Source organism: Archangium lansingense, from assembly GCF_026626635.1.
Classification (GTDB): Bacteria; Myxococcota; Myxococcia; order Myxococcales; family Myxococcaceae; genus Archangium; species Archangium lansingense.
The window spans coordinates 5508599-5530750 of sequence record NZ_JAPNKA010000001.1; the positions used below are offsets into that span (position 1 = coordinate 5508599).

Genomic DNA, 22152 nt, shown 5'->3' on the forward strand with positions numbered 1-22152 from the left:
GCGCGCCCACGGTGTGGCGCGCGGAGTTCCAGAGGGAAAATCAATGCAACGCGGAAGTCGTTCGAGGAATGCCCTGCTGCTGATGGCGCTCATGGGCGCGATGCTGGCGGCGGGGTGCGAGGGCCGTGAGACCACCCAGGGAGGTGACGAGACGTCGCCGAGGACGGCGCGTGCCGCCATTCTCTCCCCGCGGACCCGGCTGAGCGCGAAGGAATACCACTCGCTGTATCTCACCGCGGAGGGGACGCTCTGGGCCTGGGGGCGCAACACCTCCGGCCAGCTCGGCGATGGGACGACAACCCAGCGCAACACCCCCGTGTCGGTGACCGCCATTTCAAACGTGGTGGACGTCGCGGCGGGCGAAGCGCATACCGTGGCATTGAAGTCCGACGGCACCGTTTGGGGCTGGGGAAACAACGCTTCAGGCCAGCTCGGCGATGGCACCAGCACCTCCTCCTTGTCGCCAGTGCAGGCACAGGGTCTCACGGGCGTGACGGCCATCTCCGCGGGCAGCGGATATTCGCTGGCACTCAAGGGTGATGGCACCGTCTGGGCCTGGGGGCACAACGCCATCGGCGAGCTCGGCGACGGAACCACAACGAACCGTTTCACTCCGGTGCAGCTCACGGCGCTCACGGGGGTGACAGCCATTGCCGGGGGGCGCCAGCACTCGCTGGCGCTCAAGAGCGACGGCACCGTCTGGAGCTGGGGGTACAACTCCGACGGCCAGCTCGGCGACGGCACCACCACGAGCCGCACCACCCCGGTGCAGGTGACGGGCCTCACGGGCGTGGCGTCCATCGCCGCGAGTGCCGGACATTCGCTGGCGCTCAAGAGTGACGGCACCGTGTGGGCCTGGGGTAGCAACACCTCCGGCCAGCTCGGCGACGGCACCACCACGAACCGCCTCACTCCGGTCCAGGTGCAGGACCTCACCGGCGTGATGGTCCTCTCCGCGGGCCGCGAGCACTCGGTGGCGCTCAAGAGTGACGGCACCGTGTGGACCTGGGGCAACAACACCGCCGGCCAGCTCGGTGTCAGCGATGCCAGGCAGCACCTCACCGCGGTGCCCGTGTCCGGTCTCACGGGCATCGTCGACGTGGTCGCGGGCGCTCTCCACAACCTCGCCCTGCACTCCGATGGCTCCCTCCTGACCTGGGGAACCAACGGATTCGGGGCGCTGGGAGTCGGGGAGAAGATCTCCTACCTCAACGCGGTGCCGATGCGGGGGATCCTCGGCCCGACGGCCATTTCCGCGGGGTACAGCTTCTCCCTGATGTTGAAGGGCGATGGCACGGTCTGGGCCACGGGTGCCAACGAGCTGGGCCAGCTCGGCATCGGCTCCTCCTTTATGTTGCGCAATGAGCCGGTGCAGGTGACGGGCCTCACGAATGTGACGGCCATCGCAGCGGGCGCCTACCACGCGTTGGCGCTCAAGAGCGACGGTACCGTCTGGGCCTGGGGCAACAATTTCAACGGCCAGCTCGGCGATGGTACCACGACGAACTCCTCCAGCCCGGTGCAGGTGACAGGCCTCACGGGCGTGACGGCCATCTCCGCGGATGGAAACTCCTCCCTGGCACTCAAGAGCGACGGTACCGTCTGGGCCTGGGGCAACAACCAATACAGCCAGCTCGGTGATGGCACCACCACGAACCGCTCCAGCCCGGTGCAGGTGACGGGCCTCACGGGCGTGACGGCCATCGAAGCGGGTGAAGACTTCTCCCTGGCGCTCAAGAGTGGCGGCACCGTCTGGGGCTGGGGCAACAACCCATACGGACAGCTCGGTGATGGCACCACCACGAGCCGCTCCAGCCCGGTGCAGGTGACGGGCCTCACGGGTGTGACGGCCATCGAAGCGGGCAGTTCCCACGCGTTGGCACTCAAGAGTGACGGCACCGTCTGGGCATGGGGTGGCAACCACGTAGGCACTCTTGGCACCGGCACTTCGGCCTCTCACTCCACTACCCCCGCGCAAGTAGTGGGCCTCACCGGGATGACGGCGGTCTCCGCTCGATTCTACGAATCGATGGCGCTGAAGAGCGATGGCACCGTCTGGGCCTGGGGCCGCAACCTCGATGGCCAACTCGGCGACGGCACCACCACGCAGCGCTCCCTGCCGGTGCAGGTGCAGGCGCTCACCGGCGTGACGGCCATCGAACTGGGCGGCCTTCATTCCCTGGCACTGACCACGGATGGCACCGTCTGGGCCTGGGGCAGCAACTACCAGGGCCAGCTCGGTCAGGGGGTCTCCGTCATCTCGCACAAGCCGGTCGAGGTGACGGGAGTCCATTTCATTCCCAGCCCCCCCGTTCTCCGCCTCGCCACGGGTGGCTCCCACACGCTGTTCGTCCGGGACGATCGGACGTTGCGCTCCTGGGGAGGCAACGCCAACGGCCAGCTCGGAACGGGCGGCACCACACTGCGCACCGCGTCTGGCGCGGTGCCGGGCCTCACGTGTGTCCAGGCCACCGCGGCCGGTTCCTCCCACTCGCTGGCCCTGCTCTGCAATGGCACCCTCAAAGCCTGGGGATACAACGCCTTCGGCCAGCTCGGCGAGGGCTCCACCACGCAGCGCAACACCCCGGTGTCGGTGGTGGGCCTGTCGGGCATCCACTCCCTGGCGGCGGGTGGCCATGTCTCCCTGGCGCTCAAGGAGGACGGCACCGTGTGGGCCTGGGGTGACAACAGCTCCGGTCAGCTCGGAGATGGCACCACCACGCACCGGAGCGCGGCGCTCCAGGTGCCGGGCCTCACGGGCGTCGTCGCGCTCTCGACGGGTGGCGGCCATGTCCTGGCGCTCAAGAGGAATGGCACCGTGTGGGCCTGGGGCAGCAACAGCTCCGGTCAGCTCGGAGATGGCACCACCACGGGCCGCTCCACCCCGGTCCAGGTGTCATCGCTGACGGGCGTGAAGTCCATCGCCGCGGGGGCCACCCACTCGCTGGCCGTGCGCGCGGACGGCACCGTGTGGGCCTGGGGTCAGAACATCCTGGGCCAGCTCGGTGACGGCACCTCCCTTGCCCGCTCCACTCCGGTGCAGGTATCGGGAGTGACGAGCGCGGTGGAGGTGGCGGCGGGCCCGGAGCACTCGCTGGTCCGGCTCTCCAACGGCACCCTCCAGGCCTGGGGATACAACTCCTACGGACAGCTCGGAGATGGCACCATCCTCCTGCGCCGCAACGCGGTGGCCGTGACGGGCGCCTCCGGTGTGGTGGCCCTCGCCGCCGGCACCTCCTTCAGCGCCGCCCTGCTCGGCACGGGCTCGCTGCTCACCTGGGGAAGCAACGAGTTCGGCCAGCTCGGTGACCCCGCGTCCGGCCCGCGCCTGGTTCTGACGAACACCTCCCTGCTCGACACCGCGTCGGCGTGGGAGGCTGGGACGAGCCATGCGCTGGCCGTGACCTCGAGCGGCACCGTCCTGTCCTGGGGTCGCAACCTCTTCGGCCAGCTGGGGCTGGGGACCTCCGCTGACAGCGCCACCCCCCAGACGGTGACGGGCGTCTCGGACGTCATCGAGGTGTCCGCGGGTGACTCCTTCTCCCTCGCGCTGAAGGATGACGGCAGCGTCTGGAGCTGGGGCAGGAACGCCTTCGGCCAGCTCGGCTCCTCCTCCTCCACGCCCTCGCGCGCCACCCCGGGGCAGGTGGCGGGACTGAGCACTCCCATCACCCACGTCTCCGCGGGGCGCGAGCACACCCTGGCGCTCGCCTCGGACGGCACCGTGTGGGCCTGGGGCGACAACACCCACGGGCAGCTCGGGGATGGCACCACCACCTCGCGCCACACCCCGGCCCAGGTGCCCGGTCTCACGGACGTCACCGCCATCTCCGCGGGCGACTTCTTCTCCATGGCCTTGACGAGCGATGGCACCGTGTGGACCTGGGGCGACAACACCCACGGGCAGCTCGGAAATGGCCTCACCCTTTCCACCACGGTGCCGGTGGAGGTGCTGGACCTGCCGCCCGCCCTCCGCATCGCCGCGGGAGACGGGTTCGCTGTGGCCGCGACGACCTACACGGTGTGGGGCTGGGGCCTCAACGGCTCCGGCCAGCTCGGGAATGGCACCTTCCTCTCCAGCTCCGTCCCGGTGAAGGCGTATGAGGGCTACAACGCCGACAGCCTCGCCGCGGGACGCGCCCACGTCGTGATGATGACGGCGTACAGCTACGTCTACACCTGGGGCAGCAACTCCCACGGCCAGCTCGGCGATGGTTCCAATACCAATGCCAACTCGCCCGTCCTGGTGAGCAATGAGCTGTTCGGCATGACGGCCGTCTCCGCGGGTGGAGACTTCTCGCTGGCCCGACGGAGCAGTGGCACCACGGCCAGCTGGGGCGGCAACCTCTACGGCCAGCTCGCCCAGGGCACCCTGGGCTGGCGCTCGACGCCAGTCACCGTGACGCTCCCGTAGTGGGCTTGGGGACACCGCGGGCCGCTTGTCCGCGGTGTCCCCTGGAATGCGATGACGAGACCCTCGTGCCAGGCCACCACCGTCGTGCTGGCTCCCTCGAGGGGTACAACGCGTGCGAGTGCGGCATCGTCGAATGCCGAGGCGGCGAGCACGAGGGTCACGAAGTTGAGCCACGAGAAGTTGCCGCTCAGCACGAGCCAGGCCTGGGTGATGACGATCACCAGCCCCGCGAAGGAGGCGATCGGCTGCGGGAAGAAGAGCATGAGCGGCGCGACGAGCTGGGCGAAGTGACTGCCGAGAACCTCGAGCCGGTGCAGCGGCCCGGGCAGGCGGTGAAAGTACCAGGAGAGCGGGTTCGGCATCGGCTGTGTCTCATGGTGGTAGTAGAGGCAGGTGAGCTCACGCCAGCAGGGATCACCCCGCGTCTTGATGAGCCCGGCCCCGAACTCCACGCGGAACAGCAGCCACCGGAAGAGCCAGAGGATAGGGGAGGGCACCGCGCTCCAAGCCGGGCCGAGGAACGCGGCGAGGAAGCTACGCCGCGGCAGGCGGCCCGAACCATTGGGTGAGCGCGTCCGTGAGCCCGAGCTGGGTTCGGTCTCCCACCCAGGCCACATGGCCGTCGGGCCGAATCAACACGGCGGCGGGCGCGGTGACCGCCCCGAGGACAGGAAGTTCCCAGGGGCCACCGTATTGAGCGTCGACGATGCTCACCCGATTTGCCCAGGGAGCGAGCTCGAAGCCGCCGGGCTCACCGAGGTTGAGCAGAATGGGCCGGGCCTCGTGCAGCAGCGTGAAGACGCGCCGTGGGCCGTTTGCGGTGACGAGGTCGAGATCCGGCATGCGGCGTCCGAGCAGCGGGTGTCCCTCGCCGAGGTCGTAGCGGATATCCAGACCCGACATCATTCCGGCGACTCGCTTGCGGGGTTCGTCCATCTGGAGCAGCTCGGCGACGGTTTCTCGCAACGCCTCGACGCGGTCGTCTGATCGAAGAAGCGCGATGGACGCCATCGTGTTGCGCAGCACGCGTGCCGCGACCGGGTGGCGCTCGAGCTGGTACGAATCGAGGAGACTGTCGGGCGAGGTTCGCTTGACCACCTGGGCCAGCTTCCACCCCAGGTTCACCGCGTCCTGCACGCCGATGTTGAGGCCCTGCCCGCCCACGGGGAAGTGAACGTGTGCGGAATCGCCGGCCAGCAGAACGCGTCGGTCGCGGTAGGCCGCGGCCTGCCGAGTCAGGTCGGTGAACCGGGAGATCCAGTTGGGGTTGTGGATCCCGTAGTCGGTCCCGTAGACGGCGACGAGCGCGTCGCTGAGCTCGCGGAGCGTCGGTTCGCCGCGGGGGCCGATCTGCCGCTCGGTCACCATCACCCCCACCCGGCCCTCCGCCAACCTGGCGAAGGCATGGACGCCGATGGCATCGCGGCGCATCCCCCAATTCGGCTCCTGGGCCATCTGGGCCTCGGCGATCAGACAGCTCACGGTCGGATCCCATCCGGCGAACTCGATGCCGGCTGCTTTCCGGATCACGCTGCGTCCGCCGTCGCATCCGACGAGATATTCGGCCCGGAGCGACGGACCGTCAGAGAGCGTGATGTCGACGCCGCTGTCGTCCTGTGCGAACCCGGTCACTTCCCGTCCGCGGTAGATGTGCACTCCCACCTCGTTGACCCAGCCGGCCAGGATGCGCTCGAACTCCTTCTGCCCGAGGCCGAGCCCGTAGGGATGCCGGGTGGGAAAGTCGCTGATGCTCAGCGGGATCCACGCGAACCCCGCGACCTGCGCCACCTGCCCCTGCGATAGGAACCGATCCACGACTCCACGCTGATCGAGAACCTCGATGGTGCGTGCGTGCAGGCCGCGTGAGCGCGAGCCGTCGAGGTCCTGGGTCTCGCGCCGCTCGACGATCGCGACGTCGACCTTCGCCAACGCGAGCTCGGCCGCCAACATCATCCCCGTCGGTCCGCCTCCGACGATCACCACTGCATGCTGGGTCATGGTCATGGCCGCGCGGTCTACGCCGGCCCGGCCTTCGACCGGCATCCGTCACGGGCTCGATTGTTTCCGCGCCGGAAACCTGCTTGTATGCAGGCAACTCGGAGCGCTGGCTGATGGTGTGACCCATCAGCTGGCCGGTGAGTCTGCTCCCGCCCGAGTCGCTCCGGCCACTGCGAAAGACGCGAGATCGATTCCCGCGACGACACCATTCGAGCTAAATTAGAAAAGCGCTAAAGCCAAACGCGCGTTCGGAGAAAGCATGAAGGCATACGTCGTCGCAGGCGCACTCGCTGCTGGGCTCCTCGCAGGTTGCGGCGGAGTCGAGGAGGACGGATTGGAGACTGAGCAGCCAAGCCTCGCGACTCGGGAGGACCGGCTCATTTGCATTACCCAATACATCGTCGTGTACTACAGCGACGCGACCTACACCACCGAGGTCGGCGTCGAACACTGCTGGTGCGGGAATACGCCTACGCGGGAAGGCCTGCGCACATCGTACCGCCAGGTGTATTCGGAAGAGTCCTGCTAGTGACAACACGGCCCGCTCCAGTTACCTGGAGCGGGCTCGGTGAGCATCTGCGCAGGCCCCTGCGCCGGGGCGAGCTGCGCCGGCCGCGTGTCATGAGCATCAGTGCCGCGTTGCAGCGTCAGCAGTCTCGCATTTCCCTCTCAGTCCCTTCGTGTCCTGGCGTGTGGTTTTGAGCCCTCGGCTGGGGGGGCGCTTTACAAAGAGGCCGGATCTGGGAGAACCACGCCTGACATACAGTCAGCAGGGGGGAGCTTGCCATGCCTCAAACGCCGCTCGACGTCCTGGCCCCCTACTTCTTCTCTGGCACGGCCGAAGGTGAGAAGCGCATCCTGAAGGAGGTGTTCATCCCGACGGGGCAGATGGCGGAGGTGCTCAATCTGCCGGAGGGGAACCCACGCATCCTGGTTGGCGCGAAGGGCATCGGCAAGAGCGCCATGCTCCACCGCTTCTACGAGGCCACGCGCGCCCAGAAGCTCCCCGCCCTGTTCCTGACGCCGAGCGACCTGGATCTCCGGCCGCTGCAGGGCCACTACGATCTCTCCACCATCGAGCGCACGCTCTTCCGGTGCCTGGTCAGGGCCGTGGCCGTGCATATCGGTACCCAGCTGGGAGGGCTGCTCCGCAACTCCGACAAGAAGTTGCGGGATGAGGCGTTGAAGGAGGGGCTCATCGAAGAAGACTTCATCGAGCGTGGGGTCAAGCTGCTGTCCGCGGTTGCCAGACCCGCCACCAACATCGACTTCGCCCAGCTCGCCAGGGATCTGGCCGGTGGAACGTCGGATGCCTCGCTGCTGGGCTCCATCACCGGCCACATGGAGGCAAGCTCGTCGGTCATGCTCCTCCTCTTCGACGACACCGACCAGGTAGCGTCGCCCGATGAGCCGAAGGAGCTCAACCGCATCTGGGGGATGCTGCACGCGCTGCGGGACCTGGCCAGCAGGGTCCCCCAGATCAAGGTCGTCGCGACGCTGCGCTCCGAGGTGTGGACGCGGCTGCGAGACCCGGTGGGCAACCGGGAGACGCTCGACCACTTCCACGGCTGCGTCCTGCACCTGAGGGGGTCGGAGGCGCTGCTCGACTCCATCGTGCAGCGCCGGATCTTCAAGGCCGCGGAGAAGGCCTCCAAGGCGCCGGTGCGAGACCCCTGGTCTCTCTTCTTCGAGGGCAGTGAGGTCCAGATCCCCGGGGCTGGTCCAGGCCACACACGCGGCTGGAGGTCCTTCCTGGTGACCAACTCCCGGGAGCGCGCGCGGGATCTGATCCAGTTCGTCTCCTTCCTCCTGCAGACGGCCAAGGCCCGTCTCGCGGAGACGCCGCCGGGAGCCGGACAGCAGGCGCGAATCACGAGCTCGGACGTCGCGCGTGCGCTGCCGCGCTTCTCGAAGACACGGCTCGATGATCTCGCGACCGAGGTGGGGAAGACCTGTCCCCAATTCTCTGGCATCGCGGAGTCCTTCTGCACGCTCTCCTTCGAGCTCAGGTATGACGAGCTCCGTCAGCATCTCGCGAAGCTCCCGTCCCGCTTCTCCATCCAGGTCCGTGGAAAGTCATTGCGGCCCGACTCGCACGACGCAGCGGAGCAGCTCCTCGCGCTCCTCTTCGAGACGGGCTTCATCAATGCGCGGGTCGATGATCCGAACCAGCCCCGGGGCTACCGGCACCTGACCTTCGCGGACAGGCCGGAGCTGACGGACCCGGCCCACGTCAACGAGGCCCGGGCCGCGCGGTGGGACGTGCATCCGGTCTTCCGCAGTCATCTCCTGCAGATCAAGCCCGCGCCCCGGAGGAGTTGACCGCGCTCCAGGGAATGGCGCCCGCATGGCAGGCGGCCGTTCCCGTGAGACGTCCGGTAGCTTGTTCAGCGAGCAGACATGTCCCTGGTACTCCCGGGCATTTCCAAGAAACGCCACTCCAGCCGTCTTTACTCAGACAAAAAAAGAGGCCTGTGTACGGGGTTGGCCGCTCGACGGACGAGGCCAGCCTCGAAACCATTGTTCGTGGGCAGTTTGGAGCTCGAAACCATTGTTCGTGGGCAGTTTAAAGGAGGTAGTCATGGGCATGATGCAGCGTGTCGCATTCGGCCACCTCACAGTCTGGCCGTTGCTCGTGTGGGGCTATTCGTGTGGAAGCGGCGGCATGCCTCGCTCCACCGATCGTGTCTTCTCCTGGCCCGCGGACATTCGAAGGAATTGATGGCCAAGGGTCGATTTGGAAGCTCCAGGGGCAGTAGCTCTGGGCTCCTTCACCCCTCATTAAACCGGGCCGCGAGGCGTGCCCGGGCGCAAACAAGTCCCTCACAGGGCCCATGGCTCCGTGGGGGATTCGTTTTTGGGGGGCCCTGACTCACTTCGCCAGCGGCACGCCCAGGTCCTGGAGGACCTTGAAGTCGAACACCCGCATTGCGCATAGGCGGGAAGGGGGCCGAGTGGAGGGAGAGGGCAGGAGCCGAGGGGTAGAGGAGGGATGCTGAAGGGAGCAACGAGGGAAGTGCGCCGGGCCGGAGGAGACGAGGTGCAGCCGCATTGGGGACACGCTGGCCCAGGTGGCCCCTGCGCTGCAGCCAGCTGAGCAGGCCGAGTGGGCTGGAACGAGTGCTCACCTTGGCCGGAATACGCACTGCAGGCGTACCAGGCGCATTCCCTGCAGCACAGTGCCAGGCGTGCCTCGAAAGCAGCCCCGGTGCGGTGGGTCATGCGGCCTCCTGGGCAGGGAGATAGGGGAGCTCCAGCGTGAAGGTGGCTCCGTGTCCCATTCCTTTGCTGTGGACCATCAGGGAGCCACCCAGTTCCTGGGCCGCGAGGGCACTGGAGTGCAGGCCGAAGCCATGCCCTCCCGGGCGGGTGGTGAAGCCGTATTGGAAGATGCGGGTGCGCATCTCCGGTGCGATGCCCATGCCGTTGTCGCGCACCGCGATGTGCAGAGACTCGGCGCTGGTCCGCGCCAGCTTCACGGTGAGAATGCGCTCGGCCGGAGGCATTTCATCCATGGCGTACTTGGCGTTGCTGACCAGGTTGACCAGGATCATCAGCGTCTTGTGCTTGTCGGTGAGCACGGCGGGCAGGGAGTCCAGTTGGCGCACCACCTTCACCTGGTGGCGGGAGAGCCCGGCCGAGTTGATGCGCAGCGCGTCCTCCACCAGCTCCGCCAACGACACGGGTTCGTGTAGCCGGGGTGGGCGGGCATAGTCCTGCTGCACCTTGACGATGTCCCCGATGTGCTCGGTGTAGCGGCCAACGTCTTCGAGCAGCTCGGAGAGCTCCTGGCGCTCGTCGAGCAGGTTCTGACCCAGCTTGCTCAAGAAGGGCAGCAGATTGCGCCCGCGCTCGTCCTGGGAGAGGAAGGTGCCGACATCCGTCTGGTGCTCCTGGAGGAGGGCGGCCACGCGGCCCACATGCTCCAGGCGCATGCGCGCCACCAGAGCCCTGGCGAGCTGGGAGGAGGTGTAGACGCTGTTGAGGACGTTGCCCACGTTGTGCAGCACGTTGGTGGCGATCTCCGCCATGCCGGCGCGCCGGGCGGACTGAACGAGCTGGTTGTTGACGTCCCTGAGCTGCTGCGAGCGCTCCTCCACGCGCTTCTCCAGCTCGTCATTGGCGCGGCGCAGGGCGGTCTCGGCGCGCTGGACGTCCGTGTACAGCTGCGCGTTCTCGATGGAGATGGCGGCCTGCGAGGCGATGTGCCCCAGCAGTATGCTGCGCGCCGGGGTGAAGGCGTTGGTGGCCAGGCTGTTCTCCAGGTAGAGCACCCCGCGGAACTCCTCCTGGCGCAGCAAGGGCATGCAGAGCACCGAGCGGATTCTGCCCCGCTGGAGCCACTCATCCTCCGAGAAGGGGTGGGGCTGGGATGCATCGCCGATGAGCACGCTCTCCCGCGTCCGCCGGACGTAGGAGACGACGGTCCATGGCACGGCGTCCTTGGCCGAGTCGGTGGTGGAGTCCTCTGGTGCGCTACCCGACACGGCCACCACCGAGAGCTTCTCGCCGCGCGGTAGCAGCAGGGCGCCGCGTTGCGCTCCAGCGTTCTCGATGGCGATGCGCAGCAGCGTGTCCGCCAGGCGCTCGAGGACGATCTCCCCGGAGATGGCCTGCTGGGCCTTCACCACGGTGAGCGCGTCGATCTGCGCCGAGTCCGTGTCCGTGGCGGTCTCTTCTCCGCGCGTCGGAGTGATCAGGTGCGGCCACTCGCCCTCCAGGTGCCGGGCCTTCCCGCGAGCTCCCCAGCGCAGCCACGCCTCCTGGGCCTTGCGCGCGTAGGTATCCCCGATGGTGGGCATCCGACGGTCGAACCAGAAGCGGGCCGCGAGCTCGCTGGCGAGGGCGACATACTGGATGAAGCCGTGCTCGCGCGCCGCCTGGAGTGCCTCCTCGTAGGCGCGGAACGCCTCGGCATCCCGGCCCATGACGCGCGCCAGCTCCGCGAAGGCCAGTCGCTCGGGGGCGCGGAAGGTCTCGGGGCAAGAGCCCACCCACTCCAAGAGTTGCTGGTGGTCCTGCTGGATGAGCTCGAGCACCGGGCCTTGCTCCTCGGGCGCCAGCGTGGCGAAGCAGGCGGCCAGGGTCAGCGCGTGGAAGAGGTGGAAGTCCAGCAACTGGATGTGGCCCGTCGAGGACCAGCTCAGCTCGGCGGCCTTCGCGCCCGCCTCTCGTGCCTCCGCGTACGCGCCGCTCAGGTAGCGAGCCTGCATCTGGATGATCCAGTACCAGCACCGTGTGATGCTCATGCGCGCGGTCGTCAGCGTGGCCTCGAACGACTCCTCGGAGAAGTCGTCTCCGCTCAGCGAGCCGAACACGGGCGTGAGGCCCCGCAGCTGCTGCACGTAGCGCTGGGTGAAGTGGACGACGTCCCGCACGTCCAGGAAGCCGGCCTTGCGCGCGAAGTCCAGGCGCGCCACGGACTCCTGATGGATCTCCTCGAGATCATGCCCCAGGGCCAGGCGATTGGTGACGATGTGGTTGCAGCAATAGCCAGCGGTCTGGAAGTCACTGGCCTTGAGCGCGTGATGGAAGGCGCGGCGAATGAAGTCCAGGGCGATGGAGAGCGGCCGCGTGAAGCAGCAGAGCATCTCCATGCTGTAGAGCGCCGCGCCGCGGAGGACGGTCAGGTCGTGGCGCTCGACGAACTCGCAGGCGAGCTGGCCGAAGGCGTGCCCCTCCCGGTACCGCTTGAAGGCGGGCCCCAGCACCACCCCATACGAGGAATAGCCCGAAATGGACGCGGCCGTATTGCCGTGGCGGAGGCTGAGAGAGACGAGCCGGCAGAGGTGCAGGATGAGCAGGTTGCGGTCCGTGAGGAGCGAGGGGATATACAGGGCGGCCAGCAGGTTCATGGCCGCCTCCATGTCCGGCTCCGTCATCCGGGGCAGCTCGACGAGGCTCTCGATGGGACGATCTCCCAGCAGCTGCCACACCTCGTCATTGGCGGCCACCACGTCCTCCCAGGTGGGGTGGGCCGGCATGGGCATGCCCAGCAGCGCAAGGCCCTCCAAGAGGCTGTCGAGGGCGGGCTGGATTTCACTCGCGGCGATGTGGAGATCGTTCTTCAGGCGGTAGATGGCCACCACCTCCGTCTGGGTACGTGCCCAGGGCCGCAACTCCTCCACCAGCTGGCGCGCCTCGGTGGCATGGCCACTCATGAACTCGCAGGACGCCTGATCCAGCCGGAGCTGGAAGGCGAGCGAGTGGGCCGTCTCCAAGGGATTGCCAGGGAGGAGCTGGAACGCCGTGGCCAGGTAGGCCGCGGCCGCGCGGAACGCGGTCGAGGCCTGAGCCCGCTTGCCCGCCTCGGCGTTCAGGAGCGCCACACGGTGACGCTCCGTCGAATTGAGGATCAGCTCCACCCCGGCGTTGAGCTGGCTCACCACGTCGAAGAGCCTCTGCTCGAGCTCCTCGGGAGGCAGTCCCGCCAGGAGCAGGCGGCCGATGCGCAGGTGGACGGCCTTTCGCTCCTCCACGGGGATGAGGGAGTACCCCGCCTGTTGGATGCGGTCGTGGAGGAAGCGGTACTGCTCGGCGCCGGTGCGGGTGATCAGGCCTTCTTTGAGAGCGGGCTCCAAGCCCCGCTCCACCTCGGACACTTCTTCCAGGAGTGAGGTGAGGACCAGCAGCCGCAGGGAGAAGCGGTTGCCAACGCACGCCGCCAGCCGCAGCAGGTGCTGCGTCTCGGTGGGGAGTTGGCGCAGCTTGCCCACCATGAAGTCGACGACGTTGTCGGAGTAGCCCTTCGCGCGGACACCCTCGACATCCCAGCGCCACGAGCCCTGGGGGGTGCGCGTGAGCAGGCCATCCTGGTTGAGCGTCAGCAGGAACTGCAGGAGGAAGAAGGGGTTGCCGCCCGTCTTCTCCCGGGCCAGCGTCGCCAGCGGAGCGACAACTCCCTCGTCCGCTCCGGGGAGCGTGTCCGCGATGAGCCGCTGCACCTCCTCGAGGCTCAGCGGCTCCAGCTGGTGTTCCGTCATCCGAGCGCCGGCCTTGTACAGCTCCGCCAGCGCCATCGCCAGCGGGTGCGAGGGGCTCACCTCGTTGTCGCGGTAGGCGCCGATCCAGAGCACCGGCGGCGTCTCCGGGTGGGTGAGCAGGTGCTGCAGCAGTTGGAGGCTGGCCTGGTCCGCCCACTGGAGATCATCGAGGAACACCACGAGCGGGTGCTCGACGGTGGCGAACACGCCGAGGAACCTGCGGAAGACCTGGTTGAAGCGGGCGTGCGCGTCGGCGTGCGGTAGCGGCGGAGCGGGGGGCTGCTGGCCCACGACGAGCTCCAGCTGAGGCACTACGTCCACGAGCACCTGGCCCTGGCCTTCCCACGCCTCGTTCAGGTGCTTGCGCCAGCGCGCCAGCTCCTCGTCCGTGCCCGAGAGCAACTGTTGCGTCAGCCCTCGAATGGCCTGCGCCAGGGTGGAGTAGGGGATGTCCTGGTGGAATTGATCGAACTTGCCACTGAGGAAGAAGCCATGCTGCCGCACCACCGGCTTGTGCAGCTCGTGCACCACCGAGGACTTGCCGATGCCCGAGTAGCCGCACACCAGGATGAGCTCCGGCCGGCCATCCCGGATCACCCGCTCGAAGCTCTGGAGCAGCATGGTCGCCTGCGTGTCGCGCCCGTAGAGCCGCTGCGGGAGCTGGAAGCGCGTGGGCAGATCCTGCATGCCGGGCACGAAGTCTTCCGGCGCTCCCCGCAGCAGTGACTCCCGGCACCGCTCGAGATCCGCCCGCAACCCCTCGGCGCTCTGGTAGCGCTCCTCCGCCACCTTCGCCAGCAGCTTGAGCACGATGGCGGACAGCACTGGGGGCAGTTCCTTCACCCGCTCGATGGGCGGCTGCGGTGCCTGCGCCATGTGGGCATGAATCCATTCGAGTGCATCCCGCCCATGGAAGGGGCGGCTGCCCGTCAGCAACTCGTAGAGGGTGATGCCCAGCGAGTAGAGGTCGGTGCGGTGGTCCACCGAGCGGTTCATGCGCCCGGTCTGCTCCGGAGACATGTACTGCAGCGTCCCTTCGAGCAACGAGCCGTGCAGCGCATCCACATGCTCGATGAGCTGGAGGCTGGCGGTGCCGAAGTCGATCAGCCGCGTCTCACCCGAGGGCATGACGATGATGTTGGAAGGCTTGATGTCCTTGTGAACGATGCCGCGCTGGTGGAGCTCCGCGACGATCGACGCCAGGGCGATGCCCAGCTCCAGAACGCGAGGCACCCCGAGCGGCCTGCCGGTGAGCTGGGACAGCGGGATGCCCTCGATTTCCTCCAGCAGCAGCACCGGCCGGTCCTGGAGTTGCTCGCACGCATGAACGCGCGGGACTCCCCGTACGTCCTGGATTCGCTGGAGGATCCCGAATTCGCGGCGGTAGCGCTCCCGTTCGCGAGGGCCTGGGGAGGAGGCCAGCGGGGTTTTGAGAATGAGCGGTAGGCCGTCGGCATCGCGCACCGCATGAAACAGCATGTTGGTGTCAGTGGCCTGAATGGCCCCTCGAAGAGTGTATCCAGGGATGTTGAGCATAGGGGGGCGGCCAGGGGGCGGTCAGTGAACGTTCCGGCGGGAGTACTTCTCATTGTAGAGCGTCAGCAGGCTGCTCTCGTACTCAGGTACTCAACGCCCGGGGAACGGTCGAGATAGGTATACTCGCTGGATACTTCCATGAGCACGATCGGCGTATAGGCGGGAAGGGGGCCGAGTTGAGGGAGAGGGCAGGGGTCGTGGAGGGGCCGAGTGGGCAGGGACAGGTGCTCCAGAGTCGACAGACCTGCCTTCAACTGCTAGCCGGGGCCGCATGCGCTCAAGCACCCAGGCCCTCCTATTCCTGCCCGCCCTCGTGTTCTCCGCGGGCTGCGCGACCCCCCAGGCCGCGCGCTCCACCGACACCTATGTCCAGACCGTCCTGGAGAAGAACCATGTCCCCGGCGCGGCCGTGGCCGTCGTCCGCGACGGACACCTCGAGAAGCTCTCCACGTACGGCCTCGCGGACCTGGAAGACGGGGCGAAGAGTGAAGCGGACACCGCGTTCCAACTCGCCTCCGCCACGAAGGTCTTCACCGGCACGCTGGTGATGCTGCTGGTGCAGGAGGGGAAGCTTGGCCTGGACGAGCCGCTCTCGAAGTACCTGCCCGACGCACCCGAGACGTGGAAGGGCATCACCGTGCGGCACCTCGCCGCCCACACGTCGGGCGTGACCTCGGGCCTGAAGGAAGGCTCCGAAGAGCAGACGAACAGCAACGCCTCGGTCGCCGAGCGGTACGAAGCCGCCCGGAAGGGGCCCCTGGAGTACACGCCTGGTGAGCGCAGCGCGTATGGACTCACGGACTTCGTCGTGCTCACCCATGTCCTGGAGAAGGTGACGGGTCAGGGCTTCGAGGAGCTGCTGCGCAGCCGCCTTTTCGAGCCGCTCGGATTCACGTGCACGCGCTACGAGCACGCGCGGCAGCAGGGGCTGATACGCATCGCCGATGTCATCCCGCGCCGGGCCACCACCTACCGTTACGTGGACGGCGCGCAGCGTCGCTCCTGGTTCCTCTACCCGCCCCACACCTATTCCGCGGGCGGAGTGTTCTCCTGTGTGAAGGATCTCGCCCGTTGGGCCGTGGCCATGGACCAGGGCACGCTGCTGAGCCCCGAATCACAGCGTGAGGCCGCCACGGCCTTCAAGCTGAACGACGGCCGCGAGGGTGACTTCGGCGTGGCCTTCACCCACGGCACGCTGCGGGGATTGAAGACGTTCGGGCATTCCGGGGGCGGTGCGTTGGGGGACGTGCTGCGCGTTCCGGAGAAGAAGCTGACGGTCATCGTCCTGGCGAACGCGATGGGACTGCTACCCATGCTGGCGCCCGTCGTCGCGAGCCACTACCTGCCGCCGCTGCCGGAGCTGGATGCACCGGGCATCCCGGACGCGGAGCCGGCCCTGATGGCGGTGCACCGCGGAGCCATGGAAGGCCTGTTCAACGGCACGCTCGACGCCGCCGCCTTCGCGCCGAGCGCCCAGCAGGAGCTGCTGCCCATCCTCCAGGGATTCGGAACCCCGGGCAACGCGCTCCTGCCGCCGCTGCGCCGATTGATGCTGCTCGAGGACCAGCAGGACGGCGACAAGCGCAAGCGCGTCTATCGCGCGGTGTACGGCACGGATGTCTCGCTGAAGTGGACCTTCCGCATGGAGCCGGCGGGGAAGATTCTCGACCTGGAATACGCGTGGGAATGACGGACGGCCGCGTCACTTCTCGCGCAACGGCTTCAACGCCCCACCCCAGGCGATGACCTGGTCGAGCATGGCCTGGACGGACTTCTCGTGGTGGGGCACGGGCGTGAAGGTGGTGTAGTTCTCGAAGTCGGTGCGAAGCGAGAGCATGACCTGGGCGCGCACGTCGGCGACCTGCAGCTCGCCCATGACCAGACGCAGCTGCGCATAGGCGGGAAGGGGGCCGTGTGGAGGGAGAGGGCGGAGCCGAGGGGTCGAGGAGGGCTGCTGACGGGAGCAACGAGGGAAGTGCGCCGGGCCGGTGGAGAGGAGGTGCAGCCGCATTGGGGACACGCTGACCCAGGTGGCCCCCAGGGGGAGGACGCAGGGGAGTGGGCGTGGGGCAGCGTGACTGCCCGAGACTCAACACCACGCGTGCTGAGGTGGCCCCTGCGCTGCAGCCAGCTGAGCAGGCCGCGTGGGCAGGGACAGGTGCTCCAGAATGGCGCGCACGGCGTTGGGTGCCGTCAGGTACGCCACTACCAGGCTCATGCGGTCAACGACATCGGAGAACAGCAACTCGCGCTCAAACTGCCGGCCTCGGTGCTCATGGAACGCCGCATCGACCCACGCCGCGTCACAGGCGCGTTCCATCACCACCCGGGCCATGACGGAGGGGGCGCGCAGAGCCTCGCTGAAGCGATGCGGCTTGTGAGGAAGAGAGGGAGTGGGCTCCCTTCCTTCCCAGGACTTCAGCGACTACGGGCTGAACATGCCGGTGAGCACGCTGGCGCGGCCTCGAGGCAGCGAGCGCTTGTACGGGCTCGTCGCGAGGTCCGAGCCGGGCTGGTACCAGCTCTGGATCTCCGCGAAGTACGTCTGGCCCGCCTGCAGCACGTCCGGGGGCAGGTACACGCTCTGGAGATCCGTGTGCAGCACCGCCACGCGCGTCGCGGTGGTGGAACCGTTGCTCGCGCCTAGCCGGTAGATGTTCACCACGTAGTTCGTGGCCGTGCCGACCAGCGGCTTCGACCAGCGCAGCGAGGCGTCGGTCCCCACGCCCGTGAGGTTCTGGAACGCGCCGCGCGTGTTCACCTGGGGCGCCTGCACCGGCCCGACGAGGGGCTGCACGGGCGCGGCGGTGAACGCGCTCGCCTCTTGATCCACGCGGATGTCCACGCTCATGGTGTAGGGCGTCGCGGTTCCCAGCGCGTAGCTCTTCGTGAAGCCCGCGGCGGCGAGCGCCACCTTCTGCCACGTCGCCGGGAGCGGGTTGTTGTAGGTCATGCTCCCCGTGACGATGTCGGTCCGCTGCGCGTCAGGATTGAGCGTCACGAGCAGTGGCGGCCCGCTGATGGACGCGAGCGCCGAGCTCAGCGCGGCCGGCCGGGCGGACATCCAGATCTCGTTGTACGTGCTGACCGCGCCCGGGTTCACCTGGGTGCGCATGGCCTCGAAGGCCGAGCGTCTCCAGTCCACCGCGAAGGTGCCTGTCGCGACGGGCTGGGTGAAGGTGCCGCTGACGGTGACGGGCTGGCCCTCCACCTGCGCCATGCTCGTGTCGAGCACCTTGTGCATCGCGTGGTAGGGCACTCCATTCGCGCTCGTCTGCAACCGCATCTGCGCCAGCGAGAACACATCCCCGAGGCCGCTGTCGAGCAGCACCGGGTTGAGCATGTTGGCGTAATCGAAGCTCAGCCCGGAGAGCGACGTGGCGCCCGCCAGGGGGAGCCCCGTGGCGCTGCCGTCGATGTAGCCGAACGCGCCCGGGTTCAACGAATACATGTCCAGGAAGTCCCCCGGCTGCCAGGGAGACAGGCTGGTGGCGGACACCGTCACGGGGGTAGGCAGCGAGGCGAAGGTGCCATCGCGGCCCCACTCCGTGGAGCCCAGATCGAACGCGCGGCCGGTGCTCACCAGGTAGCGCGAGCCCAGCTTCAGGTAGATGCGGCCGGAAGGGACGTTCGGCACGGAGATGGTGCCGTCCGCAGAGCCCGTGCCCGGATAGGCCGTGAACGCCCCGGTCGTTGAGTCCCGCATGTATGCCACCACCGACGTGGCGGACTGGTCGTTTGGCTTCGTCTCGTTGCCCGACGTGGCGACGAAGGTCACCGGGCTGGTGCCGGTGACATGGGTGATCAGACCTTGGGTGACCTGAGAGGCCGTGTCCGCCGACACGGAGGAGTCCACCGCCTCGGCCTCGTCGAGACCCGCGCAGCCGACCCCTGTCATGCCGACCAGAAGCCCGAGGGTAATCAATGAATTATGCATTGTGAGTGCAACCCTTTCGGCGACGCCCTGAATGGCGCCGCGCAAGGAGATTCATACCGGGTTGGTCTGACATTTCCGGGAGCGCTTCGATTTCAACTTTCCCTCGAGGGCTGTGAAAGCAAACGCGCTTGTCGGTGGGTGAGCCCGGCAACGGCCTCCGTAAGCCTGGCGCCATCCTCCTGGTGACTGCGTATAGGCGGGATGGGGGCGGTGTGGAGGGAGAGGGCAGGAGCCGAGGGGTAGAGGAGGGATGCTGACGGGAGCAACGAGGGCAGTGCGCTGGGCCGGAGGAGACGAGGTGCAGCGCCATTGGGCACACGCTGGCCCAGGTGGCCCCCAGGCCGAGTGGGCAGGGACAGGTGCTCCAGAATGGCGAGCACGGCGTTGGGTGCCGTCAGGTACGCCAACACTTGGCGCCTGCCTGCACACCAAGCACAGGTGAAGACATCCAATGCGAACGTCTTGCGCAGCAGCTTCGCCTGGTCCACTCGCGGCATCCGCTTCTTCTTCGGCTCCTTGCTGACCGCTGCCTCAGGTGCCGCGCTCGCCCCCTCCTCACCTGCTTGGGGGCGCATTTTGTGGCACCGAGGCCAGGGACAGGATGCCGGCGGCAACAGCAGCAAGAGCAAGCCATTCGATTTTCTTCATATCGTTTCGTCCGGTGAGAATGATGTCACGTGATAAGCCATACGGGCATTACCGCTGAGTGTGAACGGAGCCCGTGCGAGAAGCAGGCTCAAGCAGTGATGGGCTTGCCCCGGTGACCTGTCAACGTCCAGGGCTGACGCGTCAACCGACACGTCAGCACGGGCGCATCCCTCCGGTTCCGAGCCCGAGGCTCATCCTTTCACGGAGTTGCTCGAGGTCCCGCCCCGGCATGGCCCGTGCAACCCATCCCTTCACATCTTTCATCTTCAAACCCCGCGAGCGCTTCAACTCGGATCGGGAGGAGCTTCAAAATGATGTTGCGTAGAACGGCAATCAAGCTCCTGGGTGTTCTAACGCTCCTCTCCGGAGTGGGCATTGCAGGGCAGGCGGACGCAGGGGAGGTCATCAGGATAGGAACGATGGCTCCGAAGTCGAGCCCATGGGGCCAGGTCTTCTCGGTGTGGGAGAAGGCCGTGAGAGAGAAGAGCGGCGGCAATCTCGAGCTGCAGTTCTTCTACAACGGTGGGGACGAGGGGGCGATGGTCGACAAGATGAAGGCCGGCCAGCTCGACGGGGTGGTGGTGACGGCCGCCGGCCTCAGCAAGATTCATCCGCCTGTCCTGGCGCTCCAGATGCCCGGCCTGTTCACGACCTGGGAGAAGCTCGACAAGGCGCGCGACGCGATGGCGGCCGATTTCGACAAGGCCTTCGCGGACGCCGGCTTCAGAGTCCTCGGCTGGTGCGACGTCGGCTCGGTTCATCTCATGTCGAAGGGCTTCGCGGTCCGGTCTCCCGACAATATCAAGGGCAAGAAGCCCTATACGCGTCGCGACGATGCCATCCAGCCGGCCCTGTTCAAGGTGATCGGCGGCGTCTCGCCGGTGGCGCTGAACGTGCCCGAGGTGTCCCCGAACCTCGACAAGGGCGCGATCAACATCATGAACGTCCCCGCGCTCGAGGCCGAGCAGCACCAGTGGGCGTCGAAGTTCGACCACATCGTCGACGACACGAGCGCCCTGGCCATCGGCGCGATCGTCGTCTCGTCGAAGCGCCTCGATGCGCTCCCAGCGGATCTCCGATCGATCCTCACCGACACGGGGAAGATCTCCGCGGCCGCGCTCACGAAGAGAGTTCGCAGCGAGGATGACGCCTCCTACGGGCGCATAAAGTCGCGCATGACCGTGATCACCCTCACGGCCGCTGAGAAGGCGAAGTGGGACAAAGTGTTCAAGCAGACGCGCCAGCGCCTCGCTCAGGACACGTTCTCGCCGAGTCTCGTCACGAAGCTCGAAGGCCTCGCGAAGTAGCGGTCATGCCATCGCGAGTGCAGCGGGCCGAGCTGCTCAGGAGGACGTTCGGCTGCGACGTCTTCGCCCGCGGGAGGTTGCGCGCCACTCCTTCAGTCACACCCGCGGTGTTGCTATACGGCGACGCATGATGAAGACCGGCGGATGTGCATGTGCCGCAGTGCGGCAGTGCGGCAAGGCATCACCCTCGAGCTCACGCCGGTGACGTTCTGCGACTGCTCGAAGTGCCGTCGATGGATGGGCTCATTCGGAGAGAAGAATTCACCCGCTGAAGCGACGAGACCCCGGAGAGCGCGTCCGAATGAGTGCAATGTCGAGGGTAGCGGGTTGAGTCAGCTTCTCGCGACAACTCCGTTGACACTCACCGTTGTCGTCCGTGAGGGCATCCCGCTCGTCACCGCGCAGCCGCTCGAGGCAAGCACTCGTGGTGGGGGCGATGGCCTGTCCGCTGTCATCCAGCGGCTCGCCGTTGACCGTCACCCGCACGATGCATGCGCCCACCGGCTGGCAGATGTCGAAGGCGTCGGGGCTCCTCCACCTGCCGGTGGTGCCCGGGACGCCCTCCTGGCCCTGGCTCAGGGGCTGGGCGGCACGTAATGGAACCGGATGGACTCGTGGAAGTGCTGATAGAGCCACTGCCCGTTGCGCTTCTTCAGCAGGAAGGTGGCGCGCGTGGGCTGCGTCAACACCGGGCTCGTCGAGTTCACCGGCTTGTACGAGTAGACCCAGGTGTAGTTGCAGTAGACGTAGGCCGCGTCCGTGCCCTTGGGGAAGATGCGCAGGTTGGTGACATTCCCACTGATGATGCTGATGCTCGAGAGCATGCTCTGGTAGTACGTGCTCAAGGTGGTGAGATCGTCCATGGGCACGTCGATCTCCGTGGCGATGTAGGACAGGTCATCGGGGTCCGTCGTGTCCCAGAGATCCAGCAGCATCTGCAGGTCCTCCACGATGAACCCGTTCGCGTAGTCCTCGACCGCCTGGCGGATGGCCTGCTCGTCGGTGGTGGTCAGCAGGCTCTGCGTGCTCGGACTGGTCTGGGTCTTCTGTCGCTGGGCCGGTTTGGTTGGGGTCGCCCCGGCGAGGGGGGGCATGGCCACGCAGCAGAGGAGGGTCAGGAGCGGGATGGAGAGCTTCTTGGCGTTCATGGACTTGCCCGGGTCTGGCCCTCGTTGCGTCATGCAGCGAGGGTGCAACACCTGGAACTCTAGCAAGCTGGGTGACATTCGTACCGCAATGTAATAAAATTATTGCAAACTTAAAATTATCGTGCAGTGAAGGGGAGCAGGCGCACTGGCCCGGAACCTTCGGCACGAGCTTGCCGTTGGA

At 67.1% G+C, this 22152-nt stretch carries 14 protein-coding genes; 7 read left to right on the forward strand and 7 right to left on the reverse strand.

Annotated features, from left to right (window positions below; translation table 11 throughout):
* Positions 1-43 precede the first annotated feature (43 nt).
* Entirely contained in the window at positions 44-4414 is a 4371-nt protein-coding gene (locus tag OV287_RS22670) for an RCC1 domain-containing protein (protein WP_267536121.1), read from the forward strand.
* Here OV287_RS22670 and OV287_RS22675 read toward each other — a convergent pair.
* Both OV287_RS22675 and OV287_RS22680 read right to left on the reverse strand, forming a co-directional pair.
* The gene (locus tag OV287_RS22675) at positions 4348-5031 is read right to left on the reverse strand and encodes a lipase maturation factor family protein (RefSeq protein ID WP_267536122.1); all 684 of its coding nucleotides are present in this window, start codon (positions 5029-5031) and stop codon (positions 4348-4350) included. The genes OV287_RS22670 and OV287_RS22675 overlap by 67 nt on opposite strands.
* The gene (locus OV287_RS22680) at positions 4949-6457 is read right to left on the reverse strand and encodes an FAD-dependent monooxygenase (protein ID WP_267536123.1); all 1509 of its coding nucleotides are present in this window, start codon (positions 6455-6457) and stop codon (positions 4949-4951) included. The genes OV287_RS22675 and OV287_RS22680 overlap by 83 nt, the downstream gene beginning before the upstream one ends.
* A gap of 214 nt (positions 6458-6671) precedes the next feature.
* On the opposite strand from OV287_RS22680, the gene OV287_RS22685 reads away from it, so the two are divergent.
* Positions 6672-6941, forward strand: coding sequence for a hypothetical protein (locus OV287_RS22685; protein ID WP_267536124.1), 270 nt, complete (start codon positions 6672-6674; stop codon positions 6939-6941).
* A gap of 257 nt (positions 6942-7198) precedes the next feature.
* Positions 7199-8734 (forward strand): P-loop ATPase, Sll1717 family, encoded by a 1536-nt coding sequence (locus OV287_RS22690; RefSeq protein WP_267536125.1) that lies wholly within the window; start codon positions 7199-7201, stop codon positions 8732-8734.
* An 896-nt stretch (positions 8735-9630) separates the two neighbouring features.
* On the opposite strand, the gene OV287_RS22695 is transcribed toward OV287_RS22690, so the two are convergent.
* Positions 9631-14931, reverse strand: a complete 5301-nt coding sequence (locus OV287_RS22695; protein ID WP_267536126.1) for a trifunctional serine/threonine-protein kinase/ATP-binding protein/sensor histidine kinase — start codon at positions 14929-14931, stop codon at positions 9631-9633.
* A 271-nt stretch (positions 14932-15202) separates the two neighbouring features.
* Here OV287_RS22695 and OV287_RS22700 point away from each other — a divergent pair, with 271 nt between their 5' ends.
* Entirely contained in the window at positions 15203-16621 is a 1419-nt protein-coding gene (locus tag OV287_RS22700; protein ID WP_267536127.1) for a serine hydrolase domain-containing protein, read from the forward strand.
* Between the two features lie 12 nt (positions 16622-16633).
* Here the strand turns inward: OV287_RS22700 and OV287_RS22705 are convergent, their stop codons facing one another.
* The 3 genes from OV287_RS22705 to OV287_RS22715 all read right to left on the reverse strand — a co-directional run bounded on the left by OV287_RS22705 (position 16634) and on the right by OV287_RS22715 (position 18868).
* Positions 16634-16807, reverse strand: coding sequence for a hypothetical protein (locus tag OV287_RS22705; RefSeq protein ID WP_267536128.1), 174 nt, complete (start codon positions 16805-16807; stop codon positions 16634-16636).
* Between the two features lie 213 nt (positions 16808-17020).
* Entirely contained in the window at positions 17021-17251 is a 231-nt protein-coding gene (locus tag OV287_RS22710; protein ID WP_267536129.1) for a hypothetical protein, read from the reverse strand.
* 105 nt (positions 17252-17356) lie between these two features.
* Positions 17357-18868 carry an ABC transporter substrate-binding protein gene (locus OV287_RS22715; protein ID WP_267536130.1) on the reverse strand — a complete coding sequence of 504 codons (1512 nt, stop codon included), beginning with the start codon at positions 18866-18868 and terminating at the stop codon, positions 17357-17359.
* Positions 18869-19237: 369 nt separating this feature from the next.
* On the opposite strand from OV287_RS22715, the gene OV287_RS22720 reads away from it, so the two are divergent.
* From OV287_RS22720 to OV287_RS22730, 3 genes are all read left to right on the forward strand, one after another.
* On the forward strand, positions 19238-19549 hold the full coding sequence (locus tag OV287_RS22720) for a hypothetical protein (protein WP_267536131.1): 312 nt from the start codon (positions 19238-19240) through the stop codon (positions 19547-19549).
* Between the two features lie 386 nt (positions 19550-19935).
* A complete protein-coding gene (dctP, locus tag OV287_RS22725) occupies positions 19936-20823 on the forward strand; it encodes a TRAP transporter substrate-binding protein DctP (protein ID WP_267536132.1) in 888 nt (295 codons plus the stop codon).
* A gap of 327 nt (positions 20824-21150) precedes the next feature.
* Entirely contained in the window at positions 21151-21420 is a 270-nt protein-coding gene (locus tag OV287_RS22730) for a hypothetical protein (RefSeq protein ID WP_267536133.1), read from the forward strand.
* Here OV287_RS22730 and OV287_RS22735 read toward each other — a convergent pair.
* Positions 21399-22004 (reverse strand): YybH family protein, encoded by a 606-nt coding sequence (locus OV287_RS22735; protein ID WP_267536134.1) that lies wholly within the window; start codon positions 22002-22004, stop codon positions 21399-21401. The two genes, OV287_RS22730 and OV287_RS22735, sit on opposite strands and share 22 nt — an antisense overlap.
* Between the last annotated feature and the right edge of the window lie 148 nt (positions 22005-22152).